Origin of the sequence: Streptomyces sp. ID05-39B (assembly GCF_033794725.1) — a bacterium.
In the GTDB taxonomy this organism is placed as follows: Bacteria; Actinomycetota; Actinomycetes; order Streptomycetales; family Streptomycetaceae; genus Streptomyces; species Streptomyces bobili.
Window position 1 is genome coordinate 1 of the sequence record NZ_JARGEF010000187.1, and the last position, 16556, is coordinate 16556.

Genomic DNA, 16556 nt, shown 5'->3' on the forward strand with positions numbered 1-16556 from the left:
AACCAGCAGGGAAGGGCGGGTGGGCGGAACGGCTGAAACCGGACCGCCCGCCGCGCCGTCACAGTGCGCTGTACGCGGCCTTCACCAGCGCCGTCTTCCGCGGGTCGTCCGCGATGTGCGGCCCCATGCGGTTCATCACGTACCCCAGTGACAACCCGGCCTCCGGGTCGGCGAGCCCGCACGAGCCGCCGAAGCCGTCGTGTCCGAAAGCCCGCGGATTGGGACCGTAGGAGCCGTTCGGGCCGCTCAGCCACAGGCCGAGCCCGATCTCCGTCTCGTGCGCGAAGCCGGCGCCCAGCACCAGGTCCCGGCAGCCGCCCTGCCCCTCGCGGACCCGCTCGGTCGCCTCCCGGGACAGCACGCGCCGGCCGTCGACGGAACCGCCGCCCGCGAGGACGCCGTACAGCGCGGCGACCGCGCGTGCGGTGCCGTGCCCGTTGGCGGCCGGGATCTCCGCGGCCCGCCAGGCGGGTGTGTTCGCCTCGTCGGCCCCCGTCAGGGGGTTCGTCAGGGCGGCGATGGCTGTGGGTGTCAACCGGGCGAAGACGGCGGCCTGTTCGCTGTTCGACGCGGCGGGCGGATGCACCATCTCCGCCGCTCGCCCGGCCTCCTTCTCCGGCAGGCCGATGGTGAAGTCGATCCCCAGCGGCCCGGTCACCTCGCGCTCCAGGAAGGCGCCCGGCAGCAGTCCCGAGACCCGCCGCACGACCTCGCCGACCAGGAAGCCGTAGGTCAGTGCGTGATAGCCGGACCGGGTGCCCGGCTCCCACCACGGCTCCGTCGCCGCGAGGCGGGCGGTGGTCAGCTCCCAGTCGTACAGCTGCTCCAGGGTGTGCGGCTCGCGCAGCCCCGCCAGTCCGGCGCGGTGCGACAGCAGATGCCGGACGAGGACGCCCTCCTTGCCCGCCGCGGCGAACTCGGGCCAGTAGTCCGCCACCGGGGCGTCGAGGTCGAGCAGGGACCGGTCGGCGAGGAGGTGCGCGCACAGCGCGGTCGGCCCCTTGGACGTCGACCACACGTTGACCAGCGTGTCCCGCTCCCACGCGCGGGTGCGCGCCGCGTCGGCCCAGCCGCCCCACAGGTCGGCCACGGTCACGCCGTCGACCATGACGGTCACCGCCGCGCCCAGTTCCCCCCGCTCCCGGAAGTTCTCCTCGAACGTGTCGCGTACCGCCGCGAAACGTTCGTCGCAGTGGCCGTGAACCTCTGGCACGTGCTCGGGCATGGGTCCTCCGTGATCAGCCGGGACGCCGGACCGCGACCCCGCGGCCCGGGCACCCCGAACATACCGACTGGTCGGATCACAGGGAAGGTGTGATCAGGACGTCACGTGTACGATCGCAGCCAGCGCATTTTGGCCGCCTCGTGGTACGGGCCACCGCCCTCGTGGTCGTTGAAGTCGTACACCTCGATCGTCCGGTCGTCGTGCGCCCACGCGTGGAAGGCCGCGAACACGGTCGACGGCGGACACGTCTGGTCCTCCAGGGCCACCGAGAACAGCGCGGGCGCCGAGCCGCGGGACGCGAAGTGCACGCCGTCGAAGTACGACAGGGTGCGCAGCGCGTCCTGCGTGCGGCCGCGGTGGGTCTTGAGGAACAGGCCTATCTCCCGGTACGGGTGACGGTCCGTCAGTGTCACGGCGCGCGGGAAGTCGCACAGGAACGGCACGTCCGGCGCGACCGCGACCAGGTCCGGAACCAGACCGCCCACGGCGATCGTGATGCCGCCGCCCTGGCTCGCGCCGACCGCCACCGTCCGCGCCGCGTCCGTCAACGGGTGCGAACGTGCCGCCTCGACGGCACGCACCGCGTCCGTGAACACCCGGCGGTAGTAGTAGTTCTCGGGGGCGTCCATGCCGCGGGTCATGAAACCGGGGAACGCCGGGCCCGCGCCCACCGGATCGGCGGTACCGCCACCGCCGCCCCAGGCGCTGCCCTGGCCGCGGGTGTCCATGATGAAGTGCGCGCGGCCCGTGGACGCCCACAGCAGGTGCTCGTGCGGCAGCCCGCGGCCCCCGCCGTAGCCGACGAACTCCACGACCAGCGGCACCGGTTCGGTCGCCGCGGCGGGCAGGGTCAGCCAGGCCTTGACCGGATGACCGCCGTACCCGGCGAACGTCACGTCGAAGACCCGCACGGTCTCCAGCCCCGTGTCGACCGGCTCGAAGCGGGCGTCCAGGTCGTACTCGCGGGCCTCCTGAAGGGTCTTGGACCAGAATGCGTCGAAACCCTCCGGTTCGGCGGATCCACTGCGGTACTCGTGGAGTTCCTCCAGGGACAGGTCGAACGAGGCCATGAGCAACCGCCTTGTGATGAGTGGCCGTACGGATGATCACACCGTACGTGGGCGGCGGTAGCGCTTACCAGACCCCAGGACCAGGCACGATCGCCGATTCGGCCGGGGCTCTCACGCGCTGCGCCGGCTCCATTCCGGCCCGGTCCGCGCCCACTCCCGGTCCCACTCCGCCAGCCGGTGCCGCAGGGCCACCCGGCGCACGACCGCGTGCCCGAGCAGCACCCCGGCCGCCGTACCGCCCGCCGTGGCCACGCCAAGAGTCAGTGTGTGCTGCCACACCGCCGTGCCGTCGGGCGGCGGCGGGACGCTCCGGCCCCGCGCGTCGAACCACACGTCGACCATGTCGCCCCGATGGGTGCCGGGGGGCACGAGCGCGACGGCCCGGTGCGGGGCCTCGCCGGGCTCCGTCCAGCGCACGGCGACCCGGAAGCGCTGTTCGCGGGCGCCCTCCGCCGTCGGCAGTGTGTCGGGCGGCCGGCCGACGACCTCGGCCCGCACCTGGTGCCGCTCGGCCCGCTGCTCGGCCGCCACGGCGGCGGCGTCCGCATGGGCCCACCGGCCGGCGAGCGCCCCCGCCAGCGGGGCACCGATCAGGACGAGTACGGCGACCACCAGCACCGTCCATGCCTCGACGACGTCCGACCGGCGGCGCAGAGGATTGTGCCGCCGGCGCCAGCCATGCAGCCCGGTTCGCATGTCGACCTCCTCGCCGTCACGCGGACGAGTGACCACCCGGAGCGGATACCCCGTACGGAGGACATCGTTTCACTTTTGGGTGAGCCCGACATGTCGGAGGTGGCCGGATATGTCTATGGCGGGCGAGGCACGGGCCCCGGACACGGCGGGCGTCGGCCGAACCGCGTGTCGGCCGAACCGCGTGTCAGCCGAACCGTTCGATCCGGATCCGGTCCACCGGCTGTCCCGCCGCCACCAGCAGCCGCGAGGCATGTTCGGCGAACCCGTTGGACCCGCACACGTACGCCTCCCAGCCGCCGTCCGGCCGCTCCGCGAGCAGCGGTGCGAGATGGGCGGCCGTGAGCCGGCCCACCGGGGTGCCCGGCGGCGCGCTCCGCGTGAACACGGGCGTCGTCTCAGCGCCGTACTCGCCCACGTAGATCAGCTCCTCGGGGCCGCGCGCGGACACCAGCAGGCGCAGCGGGACCGCGAGGCGCCGGGCCCGGTGGTGGCGCACCATGGACATCAGCGGTACGACCCCGGAGCCGGCGCCGATCAGCAGTGCGGGCCGGTCGCCGGGCCAGGCGAAGAAGCCGCTCAGCGGGCCGCGGACCTCGACCTGGTCCCCGGGCCCCGCCACGGTGTGGAACCAGCCGGACACCTCGCCGCCGTCGACGTGGTCCAGGGTCAGCTCCACGTGTCCTGAGCCGTCCGGCGCCGACGCGATCGAGTAGTGCCGCTGGGCGAGATACCCGTCCGCGGCCCGCAGCCGCAGCATCAGGTGCTGCCCCGGCAGATGCCCCTCCCAGGCGGGCACCGCGAGCCGGAAGGTGGCCGCGTACGGCGTCTCGCGGCGGATCTCGGTGATCGTGGCCGTCTGCCACACCGACGCCGCCCGGTTGCTGACGGCGATCCGGCCGGGCACCGCGAACCGGGTCGGCGGAGTGAAGGTCTCAGTCACCGGAGTACCTCTGTTCCTCCCACGGGTTGCCCCGCGCGTGGTACCCGTTCTGCTCCCAGAAACCCGGCTCGTCGTGGTCCAGGAGCCGCAGGCCGGCGATCCACTTGGCGCTCTTCCAGAAGTACAGGTGCGGCACCAGCAGCCGCGCCGGGCCGCCGTGCTCGGCGGAGAGCGGCTCACCGCCGTACTCGAAGGCGATCCAGGCCCGCCCGCCGGTGAGGTCGGCGAGCGGCAGGTTGGTGGTGTACCCGGTGTGCGAGTACGCGACGGCGTGGGTCGCGGACGCCCGCGGCCGGACCGTCTCCAGGAAGGCGTCCAGCGACACGCCCCCGAACCGCACCCCGAACTTCGACCAGCTGGTCACGCAGTGGATGTCGCCCTCGTACGCGGAGGCGGGCAGCGCGTGCGCCTCGTCCCAGCTCCAGCTGCGGGGCGCGTCGACCAGCCCGTCGATCCGCAAGCTCCAGTCGGCGGGCGTGAGGTCGGGCGTGACCTCGGCGGACAGTACGGGCCAGTCGTCGCCCGTGTCGTACTGGCCCGGGGGCAGGCCCGGGTCGTCGACGCGCGGGCGTCCGGTGAAGCCTCTGGTGACGTTCATGGGGGTTCCAGCGTGACGGTGACGGTTGCTGACGCATTCAACCGTACGGGCACGTCAGGAGTGCTCCGGCCCCGGTCCGGCCGCCGATCGTGCAGCGCGTACGAACACTGCCGCGGCAGGGGAATAGCCGCCCCCGATTCCCCTTGCACGTGCCGTTGCGGATCCAGCGGTCCGGCGGCAGCGAAGGGAAGCAATGCCGAAGGCGTACGTCTTCACACGGTACGGCGGCCCGGAGACCGAGGCGCTCGTCGACGTGGACCGGCCCCGTCCGGGCCCCGGCCAGGTGCTCTTCGCCGTGCGCGCGGCGGGGTGAACCCGGTCCACTGGTAGCAGCGCACCGGCTACCGGCGCCCCGGCGAGAGCGGTGAGCGCCTCTTCCCCGCCGTCTTCGGCAACGAGGTCGCGGGCGTCGTCGTCGAGACCGGCGCGGACGTCATCGGGACGCGGTACCGGTGGTGGCCCTGCAGCGCCGTGGGGGGAGTGGGGGCGCCGCCGGGGGTCAGCCCGCGTCCGGTGTCCCGCTCCCGCCCCACGCGTTGTACCGCACCAGATACTCCGCGAACCGCTCCAGATCCGGCTCGGGCCACTCGGTGAGCCGCTCGCGGAACGCCGCGCGACGGCTCTCGGTGACCTGGGCGAGGATGCTGCGGCCCGCGTCGGTGAGGTGCAGGACCTGGACGCGGTGGTCCGTGCGGTCCTGGCGCCGCTCGATCAGACCGGCCCGCTCCAGCGCGGTGACCTGGCGGCTCACGGTGGACTTGTCCAGGGCGTAGTGCGCGGCCAGATCGGTGGCCCGGCAGCCGCCGCTGTCCTCCAGATGACCGAGCAGCGTGTACGACACCAGGGACAGTTCCGGATGGAGCCGCCCGGCCGAGGCACGGGCCCGCCGGGCGAAGACCGTCATCTCGCGCTGGATCGTCTCCACCGCCTCACGTGCGTCCATCCGGTCTCCCTCACCACTCCCTCACCCGCCTCGTTGTACCGTACAACTTGACGTGGGGGTGCGCAGGGGCGGGCCTTCCGCGGGTCCGGCGTGCGGCAGTTGGGATATGGTGTGCGACGGCCGCGGGCGATCCCGGCCATGAGCGACCGAGGAGGTGGGACCCATTACCGCAGTGTCAGGTCGGGTGCTCTCTCCTCAGGACGGCGCGGACCGCCGCTAGGCGACCGCGAGAGCGCCCTTCGGCTTCCGAAAGGCTCTCGGCTTCCATGCCCCCTCTCTTCTCTCCTTCCGCTCCCTCGTCCCTCCCGGCCCACCCCTCCCGCGACGCCGTCGTCGTTGCGCTGCGCGCCGCCGGATGCGTCTTCGCCGAGGACGAGGCGGAGCTGCTTCTCGGCACCGCCCGGACACCGGACGAACTCGCCGCCATGGTGGAGCGCCGCGTGGCCGGTCTGCCCCTCGAACTCGTCGTCGGCTGGGCCGAGTTCCTGGGCCGGCGCGTCATCGTCGAACCGGGCGTCTTCGTGCCCCGCCGCCGCACCGAGTTCCTGGTCGGCCAGGCGCTGGCGGGCGCCCCGCACGCGTCCGTCGTGGTCGACCTGTGCTGCGGCTCGGGCGCGGTCGGCGTGGCCCTCGCCGCGGCGCTCGACGGGGTCGAACTGCACGCCGCCGACATCGACCCGGCCGCCGTGCGGTGCGCGCGCCGCAATGCCGCCGCCGTCGGCGGGCACGTCCACGCCGGGGACCTGTTCGACGCGCTCCCCGGTGAACTGCGCGGCCGTATCGACATTCTGGCGGCCAACGTGCCGTACGTCCCCACCGGCGAAGTCCCCCTGCTGCCCGCGGAGGCCCGCGACCACGAGCCGCTCACCGCGCTCGACGGCGGCGCCGACGGCCTCGACATACTGCGCCGGGTCGCCGGTGAGGCGGCCGGCTGGCTCGCGCCCGGCGGCTGTGTCCTGGTCGAGACGAGCGAACGCCAGGCGGCGGACGCCGTCGAGGCGTTCCGGCGGGGCGGCCTCACGGCGCGCACGGCCACCGACGAGGAGCTGTACGCCCACGTGGTGATCGGCGCCAAGGAGTAGCGGGCGGACCGCGGCGCCGCCCCCCCGTCGGTCCGGCGGGGGAGCGCGCCGCGGCCGCCCGGACGTCACGGGGTCCGGGCGCGTGCCACGAGCAGGGCCACGTCGTCGTGGTTGTCCGGGTGGTGCAGCGCCCGCAGCAGCAGGTCGCAGAGCTCCTCCAGCGGGCGCGCCGGGTCGTCGAGGAGCGCGAGCATCGCGTCCAGGCGTTCGTCGAGGGAGTGCTTGCGCGTCTCCACCAGCCCGTCGGTGTACAGCACGAGCTGGTCGCCGGGGGCGAAGTCGACGTCGGTCGAGGAGAACGCCACCCCGCCCACCCCGAGCGGTGCCCCGGTGGGCAGGTCGAGCAGCTCCGGCGGGTGTCCGGGCCGTACCCGCGCGGGCGGCAGGTGCCCGGCGTTGGCGATCCGGAACCGCCCGAGGCGCGGGTCGTGGACGGCGTACACGCAGGTCGCTATGAAGTGGTCCAGGCCCGAGGTGATCCGGTCCAGGTGCTCCAGGAGCACCTCCGGGTCGAGGTCGAGGGAGGCCAGCGTGGTCGTCGCGGTGCGCAGCCGGCCCATGGTGGCGGCGGCGTCGATGCCGCTGCCCATGACGTCGCCGACCACGAGTGCGGTCTTGCCGTCCTCCAGCGGGATGACGTCGAACCAGTCGCCGCCCACCTCCGTGGTCGCCCCCGCGGGCTGGTAGCGCGAGGCGACCTCCAGGCCGCCGGTCAGCGCCGGGTGGCTCGGCAGCAGGCTGCGCTGGAGGGTGAGCGCGGTGCTGCGGGCGTTCTGGTACCAGCGGGCGTTGTCGATCTGTACGGCCGCGCGGGCCGCCAGTTCCCGGGCGAGCAGCAGATCGTCGCGGCCGAAGGGCAGCGGGTTGCGGGTCCGTTTGAGGTCGAGGGCGCCCAGCACCTCGCCGCGCGCGATGAGCGGCACCGCCAGATAGGAGTGCACGCCGGCTCGCGCCAGCAGTGCGACGGCCTCCGGGGAGCGGGCGATCCGCGCCAGGTCCTCGTCCTTGACCTGCGTCACCATGACGGGCCGGCCGGTGCGCACGCACTCGGTGACCAGCTGGTCGGGTGCGTACCGGGCGGTCCCGTCGGGCGGATCGGCAGCGCTCAGGGTGTCCGGCGCGTCGGTGGCGCGGAAGGCCAGGGCGCGGATCAGGGCGGGCTCGGAAGGGCCGTGGCTGGTACGCCGACCCGACACCACCGCGTCGAGGAGGTCCACGGTGGCGATGTCGGCCAGCTCCGGTACGGCCACGTCGGCCAGTTCGCCGGCGGTGCGTTCCAGGTCGAGGGTGGTGCCGATGCGGGTGGAGGCGTCGGCGATCAGGGCGAGGCGGCGGCGCGCGGCCTCGGCCTCGATGCCCGCCCGGTACTGATCGGTGACGTCGACGACGGAGGTCGCGACGCCCAGCACGGTGCCGCGGGCGTCCTCCAGCCGGTACAGCGAGACGGACCAGGCATGGTCCCGGTGCGGGTCGGCCGGGGTACGGCCGATCGTCGGCCTGTCGACGAGCGGCACCCCGCTGCGCAGCACCTCGCGGACCAAGGACTCCAGGGCGTCGGTGTCGAGCAGCGGGAGCACCTCGCGGACCGTGCGGCCCAGGTGCTCGCCGGCGGGGACGCCGTTGATGCGTTCCAGGGCCGGGTTGACCGACACGTACCGCAGCCGGGTGTCGAGCACGGCGAGGCCGATGGGGGACTGGGTGACCATGCGCGTCGACAGGGCCACGTCCCGCTCCAGCCGGCGCACCGTGGACCGGTCGGCGGCGAGACCGAGGGCGTAGACGTCGCCCTGGTCGTCGACGAGTCGCATGTTGCGGAACTCCACCAGGCGGGTGCCGCCGTCCTTGCGCCGGATGGGGAAGGCTCCCTCCCAGCTGCGGCCGCTCGCCATGACGTCGGAGAAGAGCTTCACGACCATCTCGACGTGCCGTTCGTGGACCATCACATGCGCCGCGTACCGCCCCAGCGCCTCCCCGGCCGGGTAGCCGAACAGCTCCTCGGCCTGTGGGCTCCACAGCACGATGCGGCCCGAGGTGTCCAGCACGATCGAGGCCACGTTGAGCACGTCGAGCAGACCACTGGGCCCTGTCGGGCCGCCCGCCTCGGCCGAGGTCGATCCGGCTCCACTCATGCCACGCACCGCCTCCGCATGTCGACGCGGCACGCCGTCCCCCGTGCCGACTCCCCCAGTTCTACCGCGCTCAACCGATTTATCCCACGCCTGGGGCACCGTTCCCATGCTCCTCCAGTACGGCGGCGCGTGCCGTTCTCCTCATGATCGACACCAGTCATTCGATTGGTCTGTACATGACTATCGAAGTTGGCCACACTGTCCGCCGAGCACATCCCACCCCCCGTCAGAGGAGACCCATGCCCCTGCGCCCTGCCCGCGGACGCCGTCCCGCCCTGCGCATCGCACTGATCGCCCTGGCCACGGCCACCGCCGCGGCCCTGTCCGCCGCCCCGCCCGCCGCGGCGGCCGACACCTGGACCGAGGTCGGCTCCGACCGCGCCGACCCGCTGACCGAGAGCCAGGGACTGGCCTCCGTCGAGGTCCCGGCGAACAGCGCCAACCGCTACACGGGCATCGGGACGATCCCCTTCGGGGTGAGCACCCGCGGCTGGAACCACGTCGGCGACCCCGACGCCTCCTACGACGGCCACTACATCGAGCCCTACCAGCGGGACTCGGGCACCTCGAAGATGTACCGCGTGCAGGCACCGGGCGGCGCCTGGTCGGAGTACGTGCACGCGCTCAGCCCCGGCGAGGCACTGAACAACTCCTGGGTGGCCATCGCGCCGGGCGGCCAGTGGATGCTCACCGGCGAGTGGGGCACCATGACCCGGCTGATCGTCCTGCCGACTCCCGGCGTCAACCCCTCCACCTCGCCCTCGGCGAACCTGCCGCAGGCCTCCACCGTCCGCCTCGACCGCGCCGTGCGCGACGTCCAGGGCTGCGACTTCACCGGCCCGACCACCCTGCTCTGCTCCTCCGACGACCCGGCGGGCACCCTCTTCGGCATGACCAAGCCGCTGCTCCAGATCGACCTGTCGGCCGAACCGGGCGGCTCCGGTGACGTGAACGGCCGGGTCACCGCCCTGCGTCAGCTGCCGCTGCGCAGCTCCTGCTCGGGCTCCTTCGAGACGGAGGGCATCGACTACGACCGCCGCACCGGCACCCTGCGGGTGATCGTCGTCTCGCCCGGCTTCTGCGTGCTGACGGACAGCAAGACGTACCGGTTCACGCGCTGATCTCCGATTCCCGGGCGGGCATCCCAGGGGTGCCCGCCCGGGGAAGTGGTGCTTTTCTTGGGATGTGGCGTGGTTCGCGGGGAACCCGCGACCTCGCGCCACCGCCACGAGAGGAGCGATCACGATGGACAGCGAGCGACCCCATCCGGAATCCGTCACCCTCGAGATCAGCGATTGCAGCAAGGAGGACGCCCGGATCGTGTTCGACACGCTGTGCGCCTGCTTCGAGTCCGACCGCTGCGCCGAGGACGTGCCCGAACAACTTCACGAGACCCGCCCGATGGTGTGGCTCGGCACCTTCGAGGTCAGCGACGTGCACGACTGCGCCCGCCCGGCCCGGCTGTCGTCGTCCGTCACGGCCGACGTCCAGGGCGGCTACTGGGCGATCGAGCGCTTCCGTACGACGCTGGACTCGGTCTTCCGGGTGAAGGACCTCTCCTCCGCCTCCGGCGACCAGGAGACGGAGCTGCACCTGCTGCTCGAAAGCCGGTGACGGGCCGGTGCCCCGGTGCTGCCCCCGGGGGCGGCGACGTGACGAAGGCGACGTGGGGCCTATTGTGCAACTAGTTGCATAACCCGTGCGCGGTCCTCTACAACTACAGGGGCACCACACCGCGCACGGAGGGCCCCGATGAGCCGATACCCGCACCTGCTGAGCCCGCTCGACCTGGGCTTCACCACCCTGCCCAACCGCGTCCTCATGGGCTCGATGCACGTAGGCCTGGAAGAGGCCGAGGACGGCTTCGCGCGCATGGCGGAGTTCTACGCCGCCCGCGCACGCGGGGGAGTGGGCCTGATCGTCACCGGCGGCATCGCCCCCAACGACGAGGGACGGCCGGGCGTGGGAGGCGCGAAGCTCACCACGGACGCGGAGGCCGAGGAGCACCGGACGATCACCGATGCCGTGCACCGCGAGGGCGGCCGGATCGCGATGCAGATCCTGCACTTCGGCCGCTACGCCTACCACGCGGACCTGGTCGCGCCGAGCGCGCTGCAGGCGCCGATCAGCCCCCACGTGCCCCGCGAACTGACCGACGCCGAGGTCGAGCGGACCATCGACGACTACGCCCGCGCCGCCCGCCTCGCCCGGCAGGCCGGCTACGACGGCGTCGAGATCATGGGCTCCGAGGGCTACCTCATCAACGAGTTCATCGCCCTGCAGACCAACCACCGCACCGACCGCTGGGGCGGCTCCTACGAGAACCGGATGCGGTTCCCCGTCGAGATCGTGCGGCGGGTGCGCGAGGCGGTCGGCGAGGACTTCATCGTCATCTACCGGCTGTCGATGCTCGACCTCGTCCCCGGCGGCTCCACGCTGGCCGAGGTCGTCACCCTGGCCAAGGCCGTCGAGACGGCCGGCGCCACCCTCATCAACACCGGCATCGGCTGGCACGAGGCCCGCATCCCCACCATCGCCACCTCCGTGCCCCGCGGCGCCTACACCTGGGTGACCAAGCGGCTGATGGGCGAGGTCTCCGTCCCGCTCATCACCACCAACCGCATCAACACCCCCGAGATCGCCGAGCAGTTGCTCGCCGACGGCTGCGCGGACATGGTGTCGATGGCCCGCCCGATGCTCGCCGACCCGGACTTCGTCGGCAAGGCCGCGGCCGGCACACCCGAAGCCATCAACACCTGCATCGGCTGCAACCAGGCCTGCCTCGACCACACCTTCAGTGGCAGGATCACCTCCTGCCTGGTCAACCCGCGCGCCTGCCACGAGACCGAGCTGGTGCTCACCCCCACCCGCCGCCGCAAGCGCGTCGCGGTCGTCGGCGCCGGACCCGCCGGACTAGCCTGCGCGGTCTCGGCGGCCGAACGCGGCCACGCCGTCACCCTGTTCGACGCCGCGGCGGAGATCGGCGGCCAGCTCAACGTGGCCCGCAAGGTCCCCGGCAAGCAGGAGTTCGACGAGACGCTGCGCTACTTCCGCCACCAGCTCGACGCCCACGGTGTCGACGTGCGCCTCAACACCTGCGCGGCGGCCGGTGACCTGGCGGACTACGACGAGGTCGTCGTCGCCACCGGCGTCAGCCCGCGCACCCCCGACATCCCCGGCGTCGACCACCCGAGCGTCGTCGGCTACCTCGACGTCCTGCGCGACGGCGCCCCCGTCGGCGACCGGGTCGCGATCCTCGGCGCCGGCGGCATCGGCTTCGACGTCGCCGAGTTCCTCACCGACGGCGGCGACAAGGCGAGCGAGGACCCGGCGACGTACTTCCGGCAGTGGGGCGTCGACATGGACTACCGGGCGGCCGGCGGCCTCGCCGCGCCCGAACGGACCGCCCCGCCGCGCAGCGTGCACCTTCTCCAGCGCAAGACCGGAAAGGTCGGCGCCGGACTCGGCAAGACCACCGGCTGGATCCACCGCACCGAACTCAAGCACCGGGGCGTGCGCATGGTCCCGGGCGTGCGCTACGACCGCATCGACGACGCCGGACTGCACGTCACCGTCGGCGAGCAGAGCACGGTCCTGGAGGTCGACACCATCGTGCTGTGCACCGGCCAGGACCCGCGCAGGGACCTGTACGACGAGCTGGTCGCCGCCGGGGCGAGCGCGCACCTCATCGGCGGTGCCGACGTCGCCGCCGAACTGGACGCCAAGCGGGCCATCAAGCAGGGAACGGAGCTGGCCGCGGCCTTGTAGGGGTTCCCCGGCGCGTCCCTAGGATGAGCCCATGTCACTCCCGCACGCGATCCTCACCGCCCTCCTCGAGAAGCCGTCGTCGGGGCTGGATCTGACCCGCCGGTTCGACAAGTCGATCGGCTACTTCTGGTCGGCGACGCACCAGCAGATCTATCGCGAGCTGGGAAGGCTGGAGGCCGAGGGCTTCATCCGGGCCCAGCCCACCGAGCAGCCGGCCCGCGGGCAGCGCAAGAGCTACGAGGTCCTGCCCGCGGGCCGCGCCGAACTGGGGCGGTGGACGGCCGCGGCGCAGGACCCCAAGCCGCACCGGGACGCCCTGTTCCTGCGGCTGCGCGCCGCCGCCGTCGTCGGCACCGCGGGCCTCGAAGCCGACCTGCGCCGCCATCTCAACCTGCACCGGGGGCAGTTGGCCGAGTACGAGGAGATCGAGAAGCGGGACTTCCCGCCCGGCGACGACAGCCCGCAGGTCCGGCTCCAGCACCTGGTGCTGCGCGCGGGCATCGAGCTGGAGACCTTCTGGATCCAGTGGCTGACCGAGGCGCTGGCGGAACTGCCCGACCTCGCCGAGCAGGCGCCGTAGCCGACCGGCCGCCTCCTGCTCTACGGCAACAGGTCCAGCAACTGCTTGGTGTGGCCGGGCAGTTCCATGTCCGCGAGGCCCGTGACGAGGTCCCTCAGCGGCACGGGCTGATCGACCTGGACCTGGCCGTGCGACAGCAGCAGGGTGGGCACGGGGGTGTCCAGTTCGGCCTCGCTCAGCGGCGCGACGAGCGCGCAGAGCGCCTCGCCCTGGAGTCGGACGCGCTCGCGGAGCCCCGCCTCGCCACCGCCGAGCGTGATCACCCGCCCCAGGGTCCAGGCGTCCTGCGCCACCCGGTTGTCGTACGCCGTGACCGCGCCGGAGGCCGCGGAGACGACGGCGGTGACGGTGACGGCGTCCACGAGGCTGACGTGGGCCAGGATCTGCCCGGCGTTCCACTCGCCCTCCGGGGGCGGGTTGCCGGCGCCGGTCGCGGCCACGGTCGCGGCGGCCTCCAGCAGCGCGTGGTGGGCGTCGCGCAGCGGGGTGGTGTCCATGGCTCTTCTTCTCTCTCCGGTGGCACGGGATCTTCGCGGGGCGCGGGTGGGACGGGCTGCGGGCAGAAAGGTCTGCGGGCAGGAACGGCCGCGGCGGCTCAGCCGTGCGCCGCGCGGTTCATCTCCCAGGGCGCCTGCGGCAGGACCTCTCCGGTCTCCAGCAGCGACTTGAGGTTGGCCAGCACGGCCGGCCAGCCGTGCGAGATGCCGCCCAGCATCTCCCGGTCGGGGAGCTTCTCGTGGGTCACGGTGAGACGGACGATGTCCTCGTGGGGCTCGACGAGGAAGGTGACCACCGACGGCTCCCGCGGCTCGTCCGGCGTGTCCTCGAAGGTGACGACCAGGCGGGTCGGCGGCTCGCTCTCCAGCACCGTGCCGATGACGTCGACGACGCCTGATCCGTCGGCGCGGCGGTGCTCCCACGCGGAGCCGGGCTTCCAGTCGGAGATATTGGCGTGCCCCCAGTAGCGCGCCGTCAGATCGGCGTCGGTGAGGGCCTGCCAGACCTGCTCCGAGGTCGCGCGGATGTAGGTGACGTAGACGTAGTCCGGCACGGGTGCGGTGTCGGTGGGCATGGCGTACTCCTGGGTGCCGGCTGTCGGTCGGGAGACCGCTTCGAGGTTCACGGCTCCATTATGCAGGTAATTACCTGCATAATGTCAACGGCGGGCGGAGACGGGCCCACACGGCGGCGCGGGCCTGGTGGACAGCGCGTCCGCGCTGTCCACCAGGCCCGCGCCGAGTGGCTGCCGCGACGGGAGGAAGTCCCTACGGCGTTCCTGCGGCCGCCTCCTACAGCCGGTACGGCTTCGTCCGGCGGCGCAGGAACCAGACCGTCGCGATGACACCCGTGCCGACCAGCGCGCCGCCCGCCACGAGGGTGACGGTGCCGTAGTCGCGGGTCGCGCCGCCCATGCCGCCCATCACGCCGCGGGTCGGCGAGGCCGTCGCGGAGATCGTCGGCGTGGACGTGGGGGACACGATCACCGACTGGGTGCCGGCGGTGCTGCCGCTGGAGCACATCACGACGACCGTGTGCGTGCCGGGGGAGACGTTGGACCAGGCCGCGGACTGACTGACGGTGGTGCCCGACAGGGCGACCTGGCGGCCCTGGGCGAAGTTCGCCTGGTTGCCGGCGAGCAGCGCCGCCGTGCCCCAGCTGCCGTTGATCAGGGAGCACGCGCTGGTCACCACGGACACCGTGGAGCCGGACGTGCTGACGGAGATGCCCGAGACCCGCGCGGCGGCGGGCTGGGCGGTCACCGCGAGGGGCAGTGCGGCGGCGGCTGCCAGGGTCAGTCCGCAGCGGGCCAGAAGAGGGGAAGATCGGGCGAGAAGCGGGGAAGTTCGCATCGGATGTCCTCCGGCTGCACGGTTGGCGACCTTGCGCCGCCGAGGGTCGGGTACGCCCGTGCTGCCTCAGGGGCAGCCAACGTCCCGTCGGCCCGGCCCGCACTCCGGCCGCGGCCGGGCAGGTGACGGATTCCTCCGGACGGCCCAGAACGGTGGCCCGCCCGCTTGCCGATCCCGGCCGGATCCCCGCCGTCACCGCCCGCGCGCTCTCGCGGCGGACCCGTAGGTCACCGCCCGCCGCTCCCCGTCGTCACCGCCCGCTCCGCCGAGAAGGCCCCCCACGTCCCGTCCGGGAGCCGTGCGCGCAGCCGGACCCGGTGCCCGGCACCGGCCTCGCGCCCGGCGTAGAAGCTGTGGGTGGCCTTGTCCCGCGGTGGTGTGCCGCCCCACACCAGCGAGGTGGCCGGCTGCCCGTCGAGCTGGATCTGGTACTCGGTGACGACCCCGTCCACCCGCGGTGGCACCCAGGCCAGGTCGATGTAGTACGCCCCGTCGGCGCGGTGGGTCGTCACCCGGAAGTCCGCCGGTGCGGTGTCCCGTCCTCCGTCGTCGCCCGGCGCGGTGGTCACACGCACGGCCGCGCCGGCGGGCGAGAGGTTGTCGGCCGCGTCCCGCGCCCGGACGGTGAAGGAGTAGCGGGTGCCCGGCCGCAGCCCCGTGACGACGGTCGCCGTCTGGGCCCCGCCGACGCTGTGGATCTTCACGCCGCCCTGGAGGATGTCGTACGACACCACCTTCCGGTCGTCCGTGGCCGCCGTCCAGGACAGCTGGACGGCCCGGCTTCCGGCTGCCCGGCCGGTGGCGCCGCCCGGAGGGGTCGGGGCCGAGCGGTCCGCCGCGACCGCCGCCGGAGTCGTGGCCCGCACCTCCCGGCTGGGCGGCCCGAGCCGGCCCTCGTCGTCGCGGGCCCGGACGGTGAAGACGTACGCGGTGGAGGGCGTGAGGCGGGTGACGTCGAGCATGTGCGCGGAGGCGGGCACGTCATCGACCTTCGTGGTGCCCCGGTACACCTCGTAGGAGCGGACCGCGGAGAGCGCGTTCCACATCACGTGCACGCTGGTCGCGCTGCCCGCCTCGGCGGTGACCCCCGTAGGCGCGCCCGGCGCCCGTCCCTCGTCCCCGTCGCCCGGTGCGGCGCAGCCGCAGCACAGGGCGAGCATCCATCCGCACAGCACGACGCGTCGCACGGCTTCACCTCCCGGCCCGGCACGGCGGAAATGGTCCGGACCAATATGGCGTGCCGACGTGAGCACATCAAGAGTGCGGCGGGGTATCAGGTGCCGAGCGGTCATGGGCGTTACGTATGCTGGGCTTCCTCAAGGCTGAACTCACCCTGCGAGACGGGCGGTTCATGCCCGTGGCGCGGGCCGCTGTCGTCGCTGATCCCGCGCCGGCGGGGCGGCCGGGCGGCCGGTGCCGGAAAGGCGCCGGCCCCCGTCCCCTGTCGGATCGTCGGAACAGCAGCCCCGCGCGCATATCGTCGCCACCACTGCTCCGTACGGCCCCCTCGGACTGGACCCCGGCCCCGACCGGCCTCAGATTGGGCCGGGTGTCCGTCCCTGTCCCCGACGAGAGGGCTCTCCCCGTGCGTGTCCAGTCGCTGACGCTGGCCGTGGCCGGTCTCGCCCTGCTGGCCTCCGGCCCCCCGCCCGCCGCCGCGTCCCGGGCCTTTGAT

15 protein-coding genes and 2 pseudogenes are annotated in these 16556 nt (G+C 73.2%); 6 read left to right on the top strand and 11 right to left on the bottom strand.

What is annotated here, in order from left to right:
• Nucleotides 1-58: 58 nt before the first annotated feature.
• The 5 genes from P1P75_RS30235 to P1P75_RS30255 all read right to left on the bottom strand — a co-directional run bounded on the left by P1P75_RS30235 (nucleotide 59) and on the right by P1P75_RS30255 (nucleotide 4529).
• A complete protein-coding gene (locus tag P1P75_RS30235) occupies nucleotides 59-1225 on the bottom strand; it encodes a serine hydrolase domain-containing protein (RefSeq protein WP_319261392.1) in 1167 nt (388 codons plus the stop codon).
• A 101-nt stretch (nucleotides 1226-1326) separates the two neighbouring features.
• Nucleotides 1327-2295, bottom strand: coding sequence for an acetylxylan esterase (locus P1P75_RS30240; protein WP_319261394.1), 969 nt, complete (start codon nucleotides 2293-2295; stop codon nucleotides 1327-1329).
• Between the two features lie 111 nt (nucleotides 2296-2406).
• A complete protein-coding gene (locus P1P75_RS30245) occupies nucleotides 2407-2991 on the bottom strand; it encodes a hypothetical protein (RefSeq protein ID WP_319261397.1) in 585 nt (194 codons plus the stop codon).
• Between the two features lie 184 nt (nucleotides 2992-3175).
• Nucleotides 3176-3931 carry a ferredoxin reductase gene (locus tag P1P75_RS30250; RefSeq protein WP_319261399.1) on the bottom strand — a complete coding sequence of 252 codons (756 nt, stop codon included), beginning with the start codon at nucleotides 3929-3931 and terminating at the stop codon, nucleotides 3176-3178.
• Nucleotides 3924-4529, bottom strand: a complete 606-nt coding sequence (locus P1P75_RS30255) for a sulfite oxidase-like oxidoreductase (protein ID WP_319261402.1) — start codon at nucleotides 4527-4529, stop codon at nucleotides 3924-3926. Before P1P75_RS30255 ends, P1P75_RS30250 begins: the two co-directional genes overlap by 8 nt.
• Before the next feature lie 193 nt (nucleotides 4530-4722).
• On the opposite strand from P1P75_RS30255, the pseudogene P1P75_RS30260 reads away from it, so the two are divergent.
• A pseudogene (locus tag P1P75_RS30260) lies at nucleotides 4723-4955 on the top strand (NADP-dependent oxidoreductase); the annotation flags it as partial.
• A gap of 73 nt (nucleotides 4956-5028) precedes the next feature.
• Here the strand turns inward: P1P75_RS30260 and P1P75_RS30265 are convergent.
• Nucleotides 5029-5472, bottom strand: coding sequence for a MarR family winged helix-turn-helix transcriptional regulator (locus P1P75_RS30265; RefSeq protein ID WP_319261405.1), 444 nt, complete (start codon nucleotides 5470-5472; stop codon nucleotides 5029-5031).
• A gap of 266 nt (nucleotides 5473-5738) precedes the next feature.
• On the opposite strand from P1P75_RS30265, the gene P1P75_RS30270 reads away from it, so the two are divergent.
• On the top strand, nucleotides 5739-6554 hold the full coding sequence (locus tag P1P75_RS30270) for a putative protein N(5)-glutamine methyltransferase (RefSeq protein ID WP_319261408.1): 816 nt from the start codon (nucleotides 5739-5741) through the stop codon (nucleotides 6552-6554).
• 65 nt (nucleotides 6555-6619) lie between these two features.
• Here P1P75_RS30270 and P1P75_RS30275 read toward each other — a convergent pair whose 3' ends face one another.
• Entirely contained in the window at nucleotides 6620-8683 is a 2064-nt protein-coding gene (locus P1P75_RS30275) for a SpoIIE family protein phosphatase (protein ID WP_319261411.1), read from the bottom strand.
• A 239-nt stretch (nucleotides 8684-8922) separates the two neighbouring features.
• Between P1P75_RS30275 and P1P75_RS30280 the strand changes: the two genes are divergently transcribed.
• The 4 genes from P1P75_RS30280 to P1P75_RS30295 all read left to right on the top strand — a co-directional run bounded on the left by P1P75_RS30280 (nucleotide 8923) and on the right by P1P75_RS30295 (nucleotide 13031).
• Nucleotides 8923-9804 carry a hypothetical protein gene (locus P1P75_RS30280; protein WP_319261413.1) on the top strand — a complete coding sequence of 294 codons (882 nt, stop codon included), beginning with the start codon at nucleotides 8923-8925 and terminating at the stop codon, nucleotides 9802-9804.
• A 124-nt stretch (nucleotides 9805-9928) separates the two neighbouring features.
• Nucleotides 9929-10297, top strand: a complete 369-nt coding sequence (locus P1P75_RS30285; RefSeq protein WP_319261415.1) for a hypothetical protein — start codon at nucleotides 9929-9931, stop codon at nucleotides 10295-10297.
• A gap of 138 nt (nucleotides 10298-10435) precedes the next feature.
• Nucleotides 10436-12451 carry an NADPH-dependent 2,4-dienoyl-CoA reductase gene (locus tag P1P75_RS30290; protein WP_319261418.1) on the top strand — a complete coding sequence of 672 codons (2016 nt, stop codon included), beginning with the start codon at nucleotides 10436-10438 and terminating at the stop codon, nucleotides 12449-12451.
• 31 nt (nucleotides 12452-12482) lie between these two features.
• Nucleotides 12483-13031 carry a PadR family transcriptional regulator gene (locus tag P1P75_RS30295; RefSeq protein WP_319261421.1) on the top strand — a complete coding sequence of 183 codons (549 nt, stop codon included), beginning with the start codon at nucleotides 12483-12485 and terminating at the stop codon, nucleotides 13029-13031.
• Between the two features lie 20 nt (nucleotides 13032-13051).
• Here the strand turns inward: P1P75_RS30295 and P1P75_RS30300 are convergent, their stop codons facing one another.
• The 4 genes and pseudogenes from P1P75_RS30300 to P1P75_RS30315 all read right to left on the bottom strand — a co-directional run bounded on the left by P1P75_RS30300 (nucleotide 13052) and on the right by P1P75_RS30315 (nucleotide 16041).
• On the bottom strand, nucleotides 13052-13528 hold the full coding sequence (locus tag P1P75_RS30300; RefSeq protein ID WP_319261423.1) for a DinB family protein: 477 nt from the start codon (nucleotides 13526-13528) through the stop codon (nucleotides 13052-13054).
• Between the two features lie 98 nt (nucleotides 13529-13626).
• Nucleotides 13627-14085, bottom strand: a pseudogene (locus P1P75_RS30305) (SRPBCC family protein); the annotation flags it as partial.
• 235 nt (nucleotides 14086-14320) lie between these two features.
• Entirely contained in the window at nucleotides 14321-14881 is a 561-nt protein-coding gene (locus tag P1P75_RS30310; protein ID WP_319261426.1) for a hypothetical protein, read from the bottom strand.
• Between the two features lie 227 nt (nucleotides 14882-15108).
• Nucleotides 15109-16041 carry a fibronectin type III domain-containing protein gene (locus tag P1P75_RS30315; RefSeq protein WP_319261429.1) on the bottom strand — a complete coding sequence of 311 codons (933 nt, stop codon included), beginning with the start codon at nucleotides 16039-16041 and terminating at the stop codon, nucleotides 15109-15111.
• Between the last annotated feature and the right edge of the window lie 515 nt (nucleotides 16042-16556).

Excerpts from the sequence above, each read along its gene's own strand:
- P1P75_RS30300 (WP_319261423.1), bottom strand. The coding sequence starts at position 13,528 with ATGGACACCACCCCGCTGCGCGACGCCCACCACGCGCTGCTGGAGGCC.
- P1P75_RS30310 (WP_319261426.1), bottom strand. The coding sequence starts at position 14,881 with ATGCGAACTTCCCCGCTTCTCGCCCGATCTTCCCCTCTTCTGGCCCGC.
- P1P75_RS30270 (WP_319261408.1), top strand. The coding sequence starts at position 5,739 with ATGCCCCCTCTCTTCTCTCCTTCCGCTCCCTCGTCCCTCCCGGCCCAC.
- P1P75_RS30265 (WP_319261405.1), bottom strand. The coding sequence starts at position 5,472 with ATGGACGCACGTGAGGCGGTGGAGACGATCCAGCGCGAGATGACGGTC.
- P1P75_RS30235 (WP_319261392.1), bottom strand. The coding sequence starts at position 1,225 with ATGCCCGAGCACGTGCCAGAGGTTCACGGCCACTGCGACGAACGTTTC.
- P1P75_RS30275 (WP_319261411.1), bottom strand. The coding sequence starts at position 8,683 with ATGAGTGGAGCCGGATCGACCTCGGCCGAGGCGGGCGGCCCGACAGGG.
- P1P75_RS30240 (WP_319261394.1), bottom strand. The coding sequence starts at position 2,295 with ATGGCCTCGTTCGACCTGTCCCTGGAGGAACTCCACGAGTACCGCAGT.
- P1P75_RS30315 (WP_319261429.1), bottom strand. The coding sequence starts at position 16,041 with ATGCTCGCCCTGTGCTGCGGCTGCGCCGCACCGGGCGACGGGGACGAG.
- P1P75_RS30290 (WP_319261418.1), top strand. The coding sequence starts at position 10,436 with ATGAGCCGATACCCGCACCTGCTGAGCCCGCTCGACCTGGGCTTCACC.
- P1P75_RS30285 (WP_319261415.1), top strand. The coding sequence starts at position 9,929 with ATGGACAGCGAGCGACCCCATCCGGAATCCGTCACCCTCGAGATCAGC.
- P1P75_RS30295 (WP_319261421.1), top strand. The coding sequence starts at position 12,483 with ATGTCACTCCCGCACGCGATCCTCACCGCCCTCCTCGAGAAGCCGTCG.
- P1P75_RS30255 (WP_319261402.1), bottom strand. The coding sequence starts at position 4,529 with ATGAACGTCACCAGAGGCTTCACCGGACGCCCGCGCGTCGACGACCCG.
- P1P75_RS30245 (WP_319261397.1), bottom strand. The coding sequence starts at position 2,991 with ATGCGAACCGGGCTGCATGGCTGGCGCCGGCGGCACAATCCTCTGCGC.
- P1P75_RS30280 (WP_319261413.1), top strand. The coding sequence starts at position 8,923 with ATGCCCCTGCGCCCTGCCCGCGGACGCCGTCCCGCCCTGCGCATCGCA.